12 protein-coding genes are annotated in these 13,493 nt (G+C 68.8%); 6 read left to right on the top strand and 6 right to left on the bottom strand.

Going from position 1 to position 13,493, the window contains the following annotated elements:
• Positions 1-3: 3 nt before the first annotated feature.
• Complete coding sequence (locus HUA74_RS23705) at positions 4-1,137, bottom strand: histidinol-phosphate transaminase (RefSeq protein ID WP_174456362.1); 1,134 nt, start codon at positions 1,135-1,137, stop codon at positions 4-6.
• A gap of 203 nt (positions 1,138-1,340) precedes the next feature.
• Between HUA74_RS23705 and HUA74_RS23700 the strand changes: the two genes are divergently transcribed.
• The 3 genes from HUA74_RS23700 (at position 1,341) to HUA74_RS23690 (ending at position 5,198) form a co-directional block, all read left to right on the top strand.
• On the top strand, positions 1,341-2,255 hold the full coding sequence (locus HUA74_RS23700) for an FAM151A/B family protein (RefSeq protein WP_174456361.1): 915 nt from the start codon (positions 1,341-1,343) through the stop codon (positions 2,253-2,255).
• Between the two features lie 202 nt (positions 2,256-2,457).
• Positions 2,458-3,105 (top strand): hypothetical protein, encoded by a 648-nt coding sequence (locus tag HUA74_RS23695; protein ID WP_174456360.1) that lies wholly within the window; start codon positions 2,458-2,460, stop codon positions 3,103-3,105.
• A gap of 74 nt (positions 3,106-3,179) precedes the next feature.
• On the top strand, positions 3,180-5,198 hold the full coding sequence (locus tag HUA74_RS23690) for a hypothetical protein (RefSeq protein WP_174456260.1): 2,019 nt from the start codon (positions 3,180-3,182) through the stop codon (positions 5,196-5,198).
• Positions 5,199-5,217: 19 nt separating this feature from the next.
• On the opposite strand, the gene HUA74_RS23685 is transcribed toward HUA74_RS23690, so the two are convergent.
• The gene (locus HUA74_RS23685) at positions 5,218-6,426 is read right to left on the bottom strand and encodes a HAMP domain-containing sensor histidine kinase (protein ID WP_254625210.1); all 1,209 of its coding nucleotides are present in this window, start codon (positions 6,424-6,426) and stop codon (positions 5,218-5,220) included.
• Entirely contained in the window at positions 6,410-7,084 is a 675-nt protein-coding gene (locus HUA74_RS23680; RefSeq protein WP_141641457.1) for a response regulator transcription factor, read from the bottom strand. The genes HUA74_RS23685 and HUA74_RS23680 overlap by 17 nt, the downstream gene beginning before the upstream one ends.
• Before the next feature lie 148 nt (positions 7,085-7,232).
• On the opposite strand from HUA74_RS23680, the gene HUA74_RS23675 reads away from it, so the two are divergent.
• The gene (locus tag HUA74_RS23675) at positions 7,233-8,033 is read left to right on the top strand and encodes an alpha/beta hydrolase (protein WP_174456359.1); all 801 of its coding nucleotides are present in this window, start codon (positions 7,233-7,235) and stop codon (positions 8,031-8,033) included.
• Positions 8,034-8,058: 25 nt separating this feature from the next.
• Here the strand turns inward: HUA74_RS23675 and HUA74_RS23670 are convergent, their stop codons facing one another.
• Positions 8,059-8,439, bottom strand: a complete 381-nt coding sequence (locus HUA74_RS23670; protein ID WP_174456358.1) for a type II toxin-antitoxin system PemK/MazF family toxin — start codon at positions 8,437-8,439, stop codon at positions 8,059-8,061.
• A 40-nt stretch (positions 8,440-8,479) separates the two neighbouring features.
• Positions 8,480-9,937, bottom strand: a complete 1,458-nt coding sequence (locus HUA74_RS23665) for a hypothetical protein (RefSeq protein WP_174456357.1) — start codon at positions 9,935-9,937, stop codon at positions 8,480-8,482.
• A 315-nt stretch (positions 9,938-10,252) separates the two neighbouring features.
• Between HUA74_RS23665 and HUA74_RS23660 the strand changes: the two genes are divergently transcribed.
• Positions 10,253-11,689 (top strand): tectonin domain-containing protein, encoded by a 1,437-nt coding sequence (locus HUA74_RS23660; RefSeq protein WP_174456356.1) that lies wholly within the window; start codon positions 10,253-10,255, stop codon positions 11,687-11,689.
• A gap of 91 nt (positions 11,690-11,780) precedes the next feature.
• A complete protein-coding gene (locus tag HUA74_RS23655) occupies positions 11,781-12,620 on the top strand; it encodes a hypothetical protein (RefSeq protein ID WP_254625208.1) in 840 nt (279 codons plus the stop codon).
• Here the strand turns inward: HUA74_RS23655 and HUA74_RS23650 are convergent.
• Positions 12,503-13,231: a hypothetical protein gene (locus tag HUA74_RS23650; protein WP_174456355.1), complete on the bottom strand. Its 729-nt coding sequence runs from the start codon at positions 13,229-13,231 to the stop codon at positions 12,503-12,505. The two genes, HUA74_RS23655 and HUA74_RS23650, sit on opposite strands and share 118 nt — an antisense overlap.
• Positions 13,232-13,493 lie beyond the last annotated feature (262 nt).

Raw genomic sequence — 13,493 nt, 5'->3', positions numbered from 1 at the left:
CTCTCAGGTCTTCAGCAAGGAGCGCAGGAGGGTGCCGAACGCGCGCATCTCCTCCACCGTGCCCAGCGTCAGGCGCAAGGCGGAGTCGTCCGCGGCGATGGGGACGTTCGGGTTCGTCATCAGGTGGAAGCCATGGGGGGCGAAGCGCACGGGCAGGTCCAGTTGCTGCCGGGTCAGCGGAATCCAGAGGAAGTTGCCGTGGCCCGCGACGTACTTCATCCCCAGTTCGTCCAGGACGCGGGTGGTGACCTCGCGAGACTCGGCGGTGAGCTTGCGCATCCGCGCGAGGAAGGGCTTGTCCTGGAGGCTCGCCGTCGCGGCCATGATGGACGTGGAGTTGGGGAGGGACATCCGCAGCTCGGACAGCCGCTGGACGACCTGGGGCTGGGCCAGGGCGTAGCCCACGCGCATGCCGGCCAGCCCATAAATCTTGGAGAAGGAGCGGGCGATGATGACGCTGCTTCCCGCGCGCACCTGGTCCACCATGGACTGGCCCGGCGCGGGCTCCAGGTAGTTCAGATACACCTCGTCCACCAGCACGGTGGCGCGGGGAGACACCGCCTCGCAGAAGGCGCGCAAGCGGGCCGGGTCGACGATGGTGCCCGTGGGGTTGTTGGGATTGCACACCGAGACGAGCTTCGTGCCCGCGCCCACGCGGGCCTCCATGGCCGCAAGGTCATGCGTCAGCGTGGCGTCGAGCGGAACGCGCTGCACCTTCCCTCCGACGCGCTCGGCGTAGTTGGCGAGGACGGGAAAGGTCAGGTCCGCGCACACGACGCCGCCCCCACCGGAGGCGTACTCCGCCGCGATGATCGTCAGCGCCTCGAAGGAGCCCGCGGTGAGCAGGACGTGCTCGGGCGTCAGGCCCTCCTGCTCGGCGATGAGGCGCTTGAGGGCATTGACGCTGTCGGTCGTGGCGTAGCGGCTGCTGAGGTGGAGGGACTCGCGGATGGCTCGCTTCGCGCCTTCAGAAGGGCCGTAGCGGTTCTCGTTGGAGAAGAGGCGGACGGGGTCCTCGCCCGGCGCACGCCTGGGCGCGGGGGCGGCCCATGCGAGTTCGGGCCGGAGCGCCAGTCCGGTGGTGGTCGCCGCGGCGCCGGCGAGGAGGGCCCTGCGGGTGGGAAGGAAGTGGGACACGTCGATTCTCCCGGCGCTGAATGGGGTGGACGTCTCAGCGCGAGGAGAAGGTTAGGGGCGTGGCGGGGCGCAATCGCGGCCGCATCTGTGAAGGCCCGCGCGCAGCCGGCGAGCGGTGTCCTTCACCTGTGAGCGGCGGGGGCGGCGCATCCCAAGCACCTTTTCGTGCCATTCCCCGACAATTGAGAATCGGAGGATGCACCATGCCTTTTGAGCACGGCGGTCGGATTGGTCCCAGGGTCGTCCCGCTCCCCAAGCCGTCTCCTCCGCCCCCGGCGCCCGAAGCGAAGGCCGTCGCTCCGGCGACTGTCGCCAAGGGCCACTCCCAGGTGGACAGCTTCCAGGCCACCACCGCCAGCGCGAAGTCCGCCGAGTCCCCCGCTCCAGTGGACAACACCTGGTCTGGGACCCAGCCGCTCTCCGAGGCGCGCAACGCGCATCGCACCAACACGAAGGAGCAGTTCGAGGACGCGCTGAACAGCGGCGCGAACTGGTTCGAGGGTGACGTCCGGAAGGAGATCAACAAGGACTCTCCGGAGATGCGCCACGACAAGAACCACGAGGATGGGGACAACCTCACGCTCAACGAGTGGCTGACGATGGGGAAGGAGTCCGGGCGCGGACTCAAGCTCGACATCAAGGAGGCCGACCAGATGCCGGCCGTCCTCGACGAGCTGGAGAAGGTGGGCATTTCCGAGGACCGGTTGATGCTCAACCTGGGCTTCGAGGACATGCAGGAGTGGGGGCCGAAGATTCGTGAGCGCTTCCCCAATGCCATCCTGGCCATCAACCCGCCCACCGGGGGAGACGTGAAGGGGACGGATGCACAGAAGATGGTCGACCTGGCGAAAGAGCTGGGCGGGCCCGCCACCTTCGTGGTGCGTCACGACAAGCTGACCGACGAGGCCATCAAGACCTTCCTGCCCGCTGGGAGCCCCGCCGCCGGCACCATCTCGGTGTGGGGCGATTCGAAGGACCCCGTGAAGGCCGCCGAGGACCTGAAGGCCCGAGGCGTCAACGGGATGATCGACATCGCTGGGCCCCATGGGAACAGCTGGGGCGACAGGGCCGACGCCGTGAAGAACTGGTTCAAGACCGGCTGGGACAAGTTTCTCTAGCAGCATTGCTGGGAACGCGTGAGCGGCAGCCGGTGTCAAAGCCGCCCGCGTTTCCGTGGCGTCGGGGATGTGCCGCGCGTGTGTCGCTTTGCGGCGCCGCCGCGCGACGTGCCACGCTCCGGACATGGCCTTCGAGTGCAAGGGATTCGGCGCGAGCCTGAGAGGATTCATTTCTCGGTGGGCTCTTGCCATGGGATTGGGGTTGAGTCTCCGCTCGCATGCCCAGGTGGAGACTCCCCGCGAGGAGCGGGCGCGGCTCGCGGAGCGCTTCGTGCTCGCCGCGCGAGAGGTGTTGGGCGTGCCCTATGTGTTGGGTGGGCGCCTGCGGGAAGGCGGCGCGGGGCTCGATTGCCAGGGCGTGTTGTTCTACGCCGCCGAGCGGGTGGGGCGCTGTGGCTGGAAGTCCTTCTCCGTGCTGCCCACCGTGTCGGTGCCCGCCGAGGAGCTGGGGGCCTCGGTGTCGGGCCTGTCCCCCGTGGCGTCCTCTTCGCTCGAGGTGTCCCGGCTCCTGCCCGGTGACGTGCTGTGGCTGGTGGGGTTCGACGCCAATCCCGCGGAGGGTGCCGTGGGCGAGCTGTCGGGCCGCCCTGTCTGGGTCTGGCATACCGGGCTCTACAGCGGGAACGGGAAGTGGATTGTCGGTGACCACTTCGCTGGCGAGGTGGTGGAGGTGGACCTGGTGACCTACTTGAAGGAGCACGCGGACACCTACTCGGGTCTGGTGGTGACGCGGATGGAGCAGGGTCCTCGGCCTGGCCGCTGTCGTCAGCATGCGCCCATGCCGAAGCCTCGTGCGACGCGCACGGCACCTCCCGGGCCTTCACTCCCTCGCCGCGATGGCGGCACGTGAGTGGCTTTGGATGGACGGTGACAGTTGCCATCGGGTAATCCGTGCGGCTGCGTTTCACTTCGGGGAGCGTGAGCGTGAACATCAAGGGACTGACAGGGCTGGCGGTCCGCATCGAATTCAAGAACGCGCCGAGGAAGGAAGCGGCCTGGCTGCGAAGCCGGCTGGAGGGTCAGAAGCGCTCCGTCGCCCAGCGCCTCGAAGCGCTGCGTCAGCGTCCGCTGGTCGACCTGGGATGGCTCTCCAGCCCCATCGAGCTCTGCTATGCCGTGGCCGACGCGGAGGCTTCGGCGGAGCGCGTGTTCCTGGAGGCGCTCCTCGACCTGGCCGTGCGGAAGGGGGGACGTGGCGAGCTGGCGGTCTTCGCGCTCGACGGTGACGTGCGGTGCTTCCTCTGGGAAGGCACGAAGCGCGCGCTGTCCGTGCGTCACTCCGACCCGCGTGTGAAGACCGACTTCGTCACCTTGCGGAAGCACCGCCGGGAAGCGGCGCTGCGGTACGTTCCTCCCCGGACAGACGCCCTGCGCTGCGCGTGTGGTGTGCCCGTCGCACCAGAGGCCGTGGCCTGCGCGAGTTGCGAGCGTGACTTCACCGCGCCCATCGGCATCGAGTCTCGGCCCGAGGACCTGGAGCGCTTGCGGCCCATGCGCGACCGGCTGATGGAGCTGAGGATTCCGCTGCCCGAAGGGGACGTCTTCCTGGCGAACGTGTTCCGACCGCGCAACGCGTTCGAGGCGGTGACGCACGAGGAGCTGCTCCCCTTGGCGGGCGTCAAGCTGCTGAGCCGCCGCGAGATGAAGCGCCGTGTCGAGCTGCTGTCCGAGCTCGAGACCTGGCCGAAGCGCTACGCCCTCCCGGGGATGTCGGGCGAGTGGAGCTTCTCGCAGTGGTGCGTGGGCCTGGTGCGCCAGCTTCGCCCTTCGGCACGCAAGGTCCTGGAGCGACTGGCCAGGGAGCAGGGGGACCTGTTCGAGGAGGTCAAGGCCGTCGTCCGCGATGAGCCGGGCTGGATGGCGGCGGGAGAAGTCAGTGGAAGCTCGCTGCCCGCCTCCTTCCAGCAAGAAGCCATCGCCCATGCCCTGGACTTCATCCGGCGCTTCGGTGGCGACCGGGTGGAGCTGCCCGACGAGTATCTGCCGTCCCTCCAGCACGTCGCTCCGGACCTGCTCACCGCGAAGGAGCTGAAGCGCGGCGAGCAGTACCTGGATGAGCGCGCGATTCGTTCGGGCGTTGGTTTCGGGGACTACTTGAAGCGTCGGGGCACGAAGGCAAAGTCGAACACCCATGCGCTCGCGGCGGCGCTCAAGCAGGCGGGAGACCCCGACGCCGAGGACCGTGTGCCAGATGCGTTCCAGAACCTGGCCCGTGGCGTGGTCGAGTGGCTGGTGGATGGCCGCCGACCCGAGGTGGAGGATGTGGATGGCGACTGGCTCGTTCGGGAGTTCGAGGCGCTGAAGCGCTCGAAGGCCCTGCCGAAGGTCATCCTCCAGCGCGCGGAGGAGGCTCGGCGCCTGCCCGCGCCCTTCGGGCTCACGGGCGCGCGGTGCTGGGACGTTCAGCCGGCGCGACTCTCCGACGAGGACCTCAAGGCCCGGGCGGCCTGTCCCGAGTGCAATCGGCGCGTGAAGCCGACGCGGGTGTTCCACATCCCCTCGCTCGACACCGACACGGAGGCGCGCACCCTCCGGCTCTATGAATGCGAGCCGTGTGACAGGGCCACGCTGTTCGCCCGCGCCGTGAAGCCGGCCCGTTCGACGAGGGCCCGTGCGCGTGTCTTCCTCGAGTTCAAGAACGCGCATGAGGTCAAGCGGCCGCTGCCGGAGGGCTTCGTCAAATGGCGCCACGAGCGCTTCGTGTCCCGTCAGGTGGGGGGCAAGCCGCTCGCGCTCCAGCTTCGAGGGCTGCCGCTGGTGCTGGAGTCGCATGACGCCGACCTGGACCAGGACCTTGGCTGTGGCCATCCCTTCGTCCGGATTCGCATCCATGCGAGCCAACTGGACCTCCAGCCCGGCTTCGGTGGCGGCACCGTCATCGGCGGGCTGTGCATGACGCCGGGCTGCAAGAAGCCGGACGTCCGGAATGTCCGCGACGACTGACGCCTGACGCGCGCGGCCGTCAGGTCTCGCGGGGCCATGTGAGTCGCACCTGCGTCCCGTGCGGCTCCAGGGGACTGATGGCCATGTCCCAGGTGAACCGGCGCGCCAGCCGCTCCACGAGCGACAGTCCGATGCCGAAGCCCGTGTGTTGGGGTTCGACCCGGCCGAAGCCCACACCCGTGTCGCGGATGCTCCAGCTGTCGGGGGAGATGTGGATGACGATGCGTCCCTGACTCGTGTAGGCGAGCGCGTTCTTGATGAGGTTGCCCAGCATCACCCGCGCCACGGACCCTGGCAGCGACACGAAGACCTCGCCCTCCGCCTCGATGACGAGCTCCACGTCGCCGCGCTGGCGGGGGCCGCCGTACAGTGCGGCCATCTCGCGGGAGATGCGCACCAGCTCGCAGTCCTCGTCGGTGCGGCCCGCGCGGGCCAGCCAGAGGATGCCCTCGGTCAGCAGGCCCATGTGGTGGACCGCCTGACGCAGCCGCTCGAAGGTCTCCACGTCCGACGGTGGGTCCTGCTCCAGAATCTCCACCGCGCCCTGGGCCACGGCCAGCGGCGTGCGCAGCTCGTGGCTCGCATCGCGGTTGAAGGCCCGCTCGCGCTCCAGCAACTCCTGGATGCGGGTGTCTCGGGCGCGCAGGGCCGCCGCGAGCGCGCGCACCTCGGCGATGCCGCCGTCTTCTTCCGGGCGCGGGGTCGCATCCGCTTGCACCCGCGACACGAGCTGCTCCAGGGGACGACTGAGTCGTCTCGCGACGATGCGGGAGAGCAGCGCGGCGCCCAGCAGGGCCAGCAGGGCGCTGGTCACCAGCAGGTTGGCTGTCCGTTGGAGATGGCGCGTGGTGCTCGTCAGCTGCGTCGTGTTGAAGACCACGTAGCGCGTGGGTCCCTGGGCCTCGTCCGGGCGCACCGCGACATGGAAGTGGCCATGGTCCCGGGTGAACACCTCGCGCTCGCTGAGTGGAGCGTCCTTGGGCACCGACTCCTGGATCCACGGTGGAAGGCTGGCGTGGCCGACATAGGTCGTCATGCCGGACGGGACGACGCTGGCTTCACCCGGGCGCCGGTCTGCCTCGGTGGCCACCAGCCGGCCGAAGATGGCGTCCTCCAGGTCGTAGCTGAAGACGGTGAAGAACGCTCCCATCAGCACGAGTGCGAGCACCGCGGACAGCGTCATGGCGCCCAGCAGGAGGCCTCGGACCGACCTAGTCTTGGGGCGCATCCAGGCTGTAGCCCTCATTGCGTCGGGTGGTGATGGAGGGGCTCATCCCCAGCTCCGCGAGCGCGCCTCGCAGGGCATAGACATGGGTGCGCAGGGCACTGGATTCCGGGGCCTCGTCGCCCCAGAGCTGGTGGGCCAGCTTCTCCGTGGAGACAGGCTTGGGCGCGGCCTCCATGAGCAGCTTCAGGATGAGTGCCTCCGTCCTGTTGAGGCGCACGGTGCGCTCGCCCAGCCGCGTGTAGCCGGTGTCCGGCTCCAGGGTGAGCTGTCCCACCGTCAGCCGTCGTCCACTCGGAGGCACGGGGCGCCGCGCCAGGGCCTCCAGGCGCAGGCGCAGCTCGCGCAGGGAGAACGGCTTCACGAGGTAGTCATCCGCGCCCGCGCGAAAGCCCTCCTCCTTGTCTTCGAGCGTGTCCCGCGCGGTCAGCATCAGGATGGGGACCAGCCGGGGCGCGAGCTCCCGGTAGCGCTGACACAGCTCGATGCCGTTCAAACCCGGCAACATCAGGTCCAGGACGATGACGTCGTATTCATGGCCCAGCGCGAGCGTGAGTCCCTGAGGCCCCGTGGTGGCGAAGTCCAACTGGAAGTCCGCTCCCAGGAACCGGGCGATGTTCGCCTGGAGGTCGCGGTTGTCTTCGACGATGAGCACTCGCATGGGGATGCCCGGGAGGGCAGGGGACCTTGGAAGGAGAGGGCCCCAGGTTATCAGTCGCCGCGTCAACCGGAGGTCAACCCGGCGTTGACGCGTGGCTGACGTGGGCGTTGGCAAGGTGGCGGGGCCTCTCACTTCGAGGAATCCCGACATGACTCGCCTGCTCTCGCTGTGCCTGCTGCTGCTGTCCGCCTCCCTGGCCCACGCCGCCGAACCGGGGGCCCCGCTGGACGTGCGGGGCGCGGACGGAGAACGCATCCCCACCCAGGTGCTGGAGCCCGAGGGCGGCGCGGCGAACCCCCCGGTGGCCATCCTCCTGCACGGCCTCACCCGGAAGAAGGAGGACTGGCTGTCGGACGCGGCCCCCACGCATGGCGGTGTGTTGAAGGACGCGCTGCTGCGGGCCGGCTACCGCGTCTATCTCCTGGATGCGCGACGACACGGGGAGCGGGCCACCCCCGAGGCGAAGCCTGGGGCGCTCGCCAAGCAGGCTCACCGTGGCGAGCCCGGCCCGTATATCGCGATGATTGCCGACACCATCAAGGACGCCCACGCGCTGCTCACCGCCGTGCTGGCGAAGGGCAAGCCGCCCAGGGTGCTCGTCGCCGGGTACAGCATGGGCGCCCAGGTGGGGCTCGTGCTCGCGGCGCGTGAGCCTCGTGTCACCCACCTCGTCACGATGGTGCCGCCCCACATCGAGCCGACGATGGAGGAGATTGCTCCCTCGCGACACATGTCACGGATTCACCAGGACTGGCTGCTGCTGACGGCGAACCAGGATGACTTCGCCCCTGTCGCGGAAAGCCGTGCGCTGTTCGACGCGGCCCCGTCTCGTCGCAAGGTGCACAAGACCTTCGACAGTGGTCATGCGCTCCCGCGTGAGTACCTGGACGAAGTGAGCCGCTGGTTGCAAGCGGACCGCCGAGCGCCCGCTGGTGGCAAGCGCCCCTGAGCTCGGTTGTCGTCCGTGTGGCGAGTCATCGGCCGTTGAAGAACGCGGCCTGCTGGAATCGCAGGCCCGCGAGCACCTGCTCCACCCGCTGCGCGGAGAGCGTGCCGATGTACTCGCCCAGTCGCGTCTTCTCCACGGAGGAGACTTGCGACACGACCAGCACACTGTGCTTCGGCAGGTTGCCTTCACCCACGTCGAGCAGCACGTTGCCCGGTTCGTTCGCGCGCTTCAGGTTCGACGTCACCGCGCAGACGACCACGGTGTGGATGCGCGAGTGGTTGAAGACGTCCTCCTGAATCACCAGGTGGGGATGCAGGATGGGGGGAATCGACCCTCGCGCTTCATCGGACTCCATCCAGTAGAGGTCGCCTCGGTGGAGGGTCCGTGGGGGCCGGGGCTCTTGCATGGCGGTCCTTGTAGCGCTCCGGGTAGGCCCTGTCCTCGCTTCAGTTCAGGCGCGCGAGCAGGGCCGCCAGTTCGCCCGTGAGCTTCGGGGACTTGAGAGCGCTCTTGAGGAGGCGGGTGAGGGGTTCGCGGTCGGCGGGTGTCGCCGCGCTCAGCCGGGGTGCCCAGTCCGTGCCCAGCTCCTCCGCGAGCTTGCGCTGGGGCCCGGGGTGCGCGAGCAACCAGGCGCGCAGCTCGGTGACGAGCGCTGAATCAGGGACTGCTGGCGTGAGCCGTGCCTCGACGCCCGGCAGGGTCCGTCCGTTCAGCACCGCGTCGAGGTGGTCCCATGCATCGAGCAGGTTCCACGCCCCATGCGTCCCCACACCAACGCAGGCGCACAAGGTCAGTACGCGCTCCACGTTGCTCTCGGTCGGGTCCGACATCGCGAGCGCCGCGGCACGCGCGAGGAGCCGACCGCGTCCCTCGGCGGTCGTGAGGTCGATGGCGCGCTCCGTCCACCCTTCGAGCGAGAGTTGTCGCAGCAGGTCTCTGGAGCCAAGGCTTCCCGAGTGCAACGCGTCGAGCGCGGAGCGGAGCCCCTCGCCGCCGAGCGAGCGAGCACCGGCGCGTTCGAGGGCCCAGCCCATGAAATTTCTTCGCTCCGGTTCATCGAGTCGTGCCGCGAGCTGCCCCGGACCTGGGTAGTCCCAGGGCCAGGCCACGCCTCGCGCCATCAGGTCGAAGGGAATGCCAGGGCGTCCTTGACGGCGGTCCTGCCGCACGCCTTCGAGGACCCGCTGGAGCAGCGCGGTGTCGCGCGTGCCGCTCGCGACGCGGCGCCAGTCAACGTCGAGTTTCTCCCAGCGGAGCCCGCCTCTGGCGACGCGCGCCTCGGCCGCCGTGAGGGCCGCTGCCTGCTGTGCCTCGAAGGACTCCGCGCCTGAGGGAGGGGGCATGCGTTGTTCGAGCCCCTCGCGCGGCAGACTCCGCCACCGGGCCTCGATGTCCTGGAGCCTCGCTGCGAGCCAGGAGTGAACGTCGGGAGATGCGAGCGGCAGCGGTTCGGTGGGGCCCACGGGCTGGGTGCAGACGAGGTCTTGATGGTACTGGCCGACGCTCGGGCCACTCATCCCTCCGAAGCGGGCATCGAGCGCCCAGGCGGGCTCGAGGTCTCGCTCCGTCGTGAACAACATCCACTGCTCGGCACCGGGCACGCCGTTGAGCTCGGCCAGCTCCAGGTGGCGGTCGTGTTCGTCGAGCAGCCTCGGCTCGCTGAGCAGGCGCAGTCCTGGAGCTTCGCCACCGTCGTCGAGTTCGATGGGAGAGACCCACACAAGGCCCCGTGCTTCGAGCAGCTCGCGCAGGTCGCCCCGCAGCTCGAACCCGCGCCGCCAGAACGCGGCCTCGTAGCGCTCCAGTTGCTCTCGCGAGAGTGACTCCCCGCCGAAGAGCGCGCCAAGGCCCGCGTGTGTCTGGCGCGCGCTCCACGCATCCCACAGCTCGACGATACGCGACATGGTGCGCTCTCCAGATTCACCGTGGAGCGAAGTCCCGCTCGCCCCATCCCTGGACCATCGCCGACGATGACCCGTGAGGCCATGGGGGAGTGGGCGTGGAGAAGCAGATGTGGTCAACCCAGGGGCTGTCGAGACGGCCCACCGCGCTGACACGTCAACGGACACGTCAAGAAGCGCGAGGAGCGACTTTTGACACACCCGACCCCGTGCATCGGGTGGGCCTCGCCCCTCTGGAATGGATGGAGCCTGACTGGCCTGCTTGTTGCTCTCGGGCTGTTCGCAGTCACTTCGACCCCCCGAAAGCGACACGCCCCCATGAACCCCTCATTGAAGTTCGCGAACCTCGCGGCCCTGTGTCTGGGCTTGATGTCTGTCACGGCCAGCTCCCAGGCGGTCGCGCAGCCGCTCCCCGCCATCGCCCAGGTCCCGCCGAGCCCCCCTCCCGCGCTTCCCGCCGGCACCAAGGTGACCTGTACGCAGGGACCCGGCACGGGGGCCGCGGCCGCCACGTGTCCCGTCCTCAAGTACGACGGCTACACGTACTGGGCACTCAGCTACGGCGACAACCGCATCGGGATGACCATCGCGGCGTACGACGCCACGGGCGCGCTCGCGGCGAAGTGGGAGAAGCCGGGCGCGCGTTATGTGTATGGCATCACGGTGAACCCCACGAACAAGACGGTGACGTTCGCCGGGCAGACGGACGCGAAGATCACCATGACCTGGGACGAGCTGGTTCCGCCTCCCGTGGTCGTCCTGGTTCCTCCCGCGCCGACGCCCGCGATTCCCTCCGGGATGAAGGTCACGTGTACGCAGGGGCCAGGCACCGGAGCGGCCGCCGCCACCTGTCCGGTCATCAAGTGGAAGGGCTACACCATCTGGGCCTTCAGCTACACGGACAACCGCGTCGGCATGGGCATCGTCGCGTACGACGCCGCGGGCAAGGTCGTCGCGCAGTGGGAGAAGCCGGGTGCGCGTTACGTGTACGGCATCACCGTGAGCACCACGGACAAGACGGTGACGTTCGCGGGTCAGTCGGATGCGAAAATCACCATGAAGTGGAGTGATTTGCTGGCGTCTCCGACGCCGCAGTGGGTGCTGCAGCCGGGTCCCCAGGGCGCGACGCTCAAGCAGATCTCCGTGGGGAGCGCGAACGCCGTCTGGGGCCTTGATACCGCGGGCTTCAACTGGAAGTGGACGGGCGCGACCTGGCAGAAGATGGGCGGCACGGTGACGAACATCTCCACGGCCTCGGATGGGACGCTGTGGGCCACCAATCCCCCGGACTCGCTGCGCGTGTTGAAGTGGGATGCGACGGGCAACAAGTGGACCTGGAACATGCCCACGGGCATGAAGCAGGTCACCGCCATCAACGCGACCACGGCCTGGGGGCTGGACAACGGGGGCTCGTTGTTCCGGTGGACCGGCTCCGCGTGGGAGAAGAAGGGCTGCTGCGTCAGCCAGCTTTCCGTGGGCGCGGATGGCGAGCTGTGGGCGACGAATCCCGCGGACTCCAACCGCGTGCTCCGCTGGGACGGCACGAAGTGGACCTGGAACATCCCCGCCGGAATGACGTTCGTGTCCGTGGGCAACGTGAAGAACATCTGGGCGCTGGACGGCTCGGACCAGGTCTACCAGTGGAGTGGGACGGCCTGGCAGAAGGTGCCCGGCGCGCTGCGCAACATCTCCGCCGCGGGCGATGGCTCCGTGTGGGGCCTCAACGCGCAGGGCCTCGTCTACAAGTGGCAGTAACGGACGGGTAGGCGCGGGGGCGAACTTCACGCTCGATGGAACGGCTGGATGGGCCGGGGGTGTCTCTTCGAGTCACCCCTGGAGGTCCTTCTTGCTGACCCTCGTGTTGTTGAGCCTGCTCGCCGTGCCTCCCGTGGCGGCGGTGGAGGTCGAGGTCTTCGTCCCGCTGTGTGACAACGCCTTGATTCAGTGTGGCCGTGCACCGGCGGGTGCGCCTCGTGCCCTGGAGACGAACCTCTACTGGGGCGCGATGTATGGCGCGGAGCGGTTCCTCTCACGGGCCCCGGGATTCAAGGTGGTGAGCCGCGAGGCGGGGCCGGCGGAGTCCGCGGTGTTGCGCGTGCTCGTCCTGGAGCGGACCGCTGGCAAGGGAGAGCGGCCCGTGCGGCTGAGGCTCCAGGCCTATGCGGGCGACCGGATTGACACCGCGCTGGAGGACTTCCTTCGTGCGGCGGCGGGCGCGAGCCGGGCCGACCTGCTGGTGTGGGCCGGACATGACCGGCTGATGGACCGCGCGCCGCCTCAGGTGGAGACGCCGCCAGGTGCCACGCCAAGGCCCGTCGTCGTCCTGGCCTGCATGAGTGAGCAGTTCTTTGGCCCGGTGCTGAAGACGCTGGGCGCGAAGCCTGTCGCGCTCACGCGAACGCTGATGGCACCGGAGGCCTATCTCCTGGAGGCGCTGGCCACCACCGTGGCGCGGCATGGGTCCACGGAGCCCACGGCCATGCGCACCGCGCTCGTGGAGGCCTATGCCCGCTATCAACGCATCTCCCACCGCTCCGCCAGCTCGGTCTTCTCCAAGGTGGGTGAGGCTCACGAACGCCAGGCGGGCCGAACGCCCATGGCCCCGAGGAGCAACGCCGTCAGTGCCGAGGGAACCCCGACGAACAGCGGCGCGGTGAGGGCATTGGGACCTCCGTTGAGGAAGTAGGGGAGGTTCAGCAGGAAGAGGACGACGCTCGCCGCCGCGAGCAGCATCAATGCGCGGAGGTCCTCGGGTTGGCTCTCCGCGTTGATGACCAGCTTGACGGCACGCCAGAAGGTCACGCCTCCGAGCAGCCCCTCCATCAGATTGGAGACGGGCGGGAACTCGTAGCGATTGGCGAGGAAATCCACCACGACGGGAAGGATGAGCCCCAGCAGCAGGGCGGCGGTACCGCCGAGCGCGGTGAGCGTGGCCGCGATGGGGACCAGCCAGCGGGGGAGACGTGGAGGCCGGGCGTTCGCGAAGGCCAGGTCCTCTTCGGGTACCTCGCGTGCCTCTGGGACATCGAGTGAGCGCAGCGCCTCCACCGCGAGCTTCCGACACGACTGTCCACGGCGGTCGCGCACATGCGTCAGCGCCCTGGATTGAAGCAGGCCCAACAGGACCTCGCCCAGGGCGGGAGGCCCGCCCCGCTCAACGACTTCTCGCAGCCTCGCGCTCAGCGCCTCGACGTCGAGCGTGGCCTCACCTTGCTGAGCGAGCAACGCCTGCTCGGCGAGTCCGCGCAGGGTCGCCACCTGCATCGTCGCGAGGTCAGACGGTTCTGGCTCGTTCACAGCGCCATCCTACGCGAAGCCGTCAGTCCCCTGTCTTGCCCGGCCGTGCTCTCGTCCCGAGGTGCCTCTCTAGCGCCAATGCCGGTCAGTGAGGGCGGGGCGTTCCACCCACTTCTTGCGAGGGAACGACGTGGGGGACGATACGGTTCGCGGTGACTTCCGAAGGCACGGGGGCTTCCTGGCTCGGCTCCACCGCCCCATCCTTTACCCGGATGTCATTTACAACACAGAAACGAATCGGCGGTGGACCCGGTGCGCCGCC

The sequence above is a fragment of the Myxococcus sp. CA051A genome (genome assembly GCF_013336705.1).
In the GTDB taxonomy this organism is placed as follows: Bacteria; Myxococcota; Myxococcia; order Myxococcales; family Myxococcaceae; genus Myxococcus; species Myxococcus llanfairpwllgwyngyllgogerychwyrndrobwllllantysiliogogogochensis.
The sequence above is the reverse complement of the archived record's forward strand: the minus strand, read 5'-3'. Positions and strand labels throughout refer to the sequence as shown.

Bases quoted from the DNA above. Each gene is read 5' to 3' on its own strand.
- HUA74_RS23700 (WP_174456361.1), top strand. From the start codon at position 1,341: ATGCCTTTTGAGCACGGCGGTCGGATTGGTCCCAGGGTCGTCCCGCTC.
- HUA74_RS23665 (WP_174456357.1), bottom strand. From the start codon at position 9,937: ATGTCGCGTATCGTCGAGCTGTGGGATGCGTGGAGCGCGCGCCAGACA.
- HUA74_RS23685 (WP_254625210.1), bottom strand. From the start codon at position 6,426: ATGCGCCCCAAGACTAGGTCGGTCCGAGGCCTCCTGCTGGGCGCCATG.
- HUA74_RS23660 (WP_174456356.1), top strand. From the start codon at position 10,253: ATGAACCCCTCATTGAAGTTCGCGAACCTCGCGGCCCTGTGTCTGGGC.
- HUA74_RS23675 (WP_174456359.1), top strand. From the start codon at position 7,233: ATGACTCGCCTGCTCTCGCTGTGCCTGCTGCTGCTGTCCGCCTCCCTG.
- HUA74_RS23670 (WP_174456358.1), bottom strand. From the start codon at position 8,439: ATGCAAGAGCCCCGGCCCCCACGGACCCTCCACCGAGGCGACCTCTAC.
- HUA74_RS23680 (WP_141641457.1), bottom strand. From the start codon at position 7,084: ATGCGAGTGCTCATCGTCGAAGACAACCGCGACCTCCAGGCGAACATC.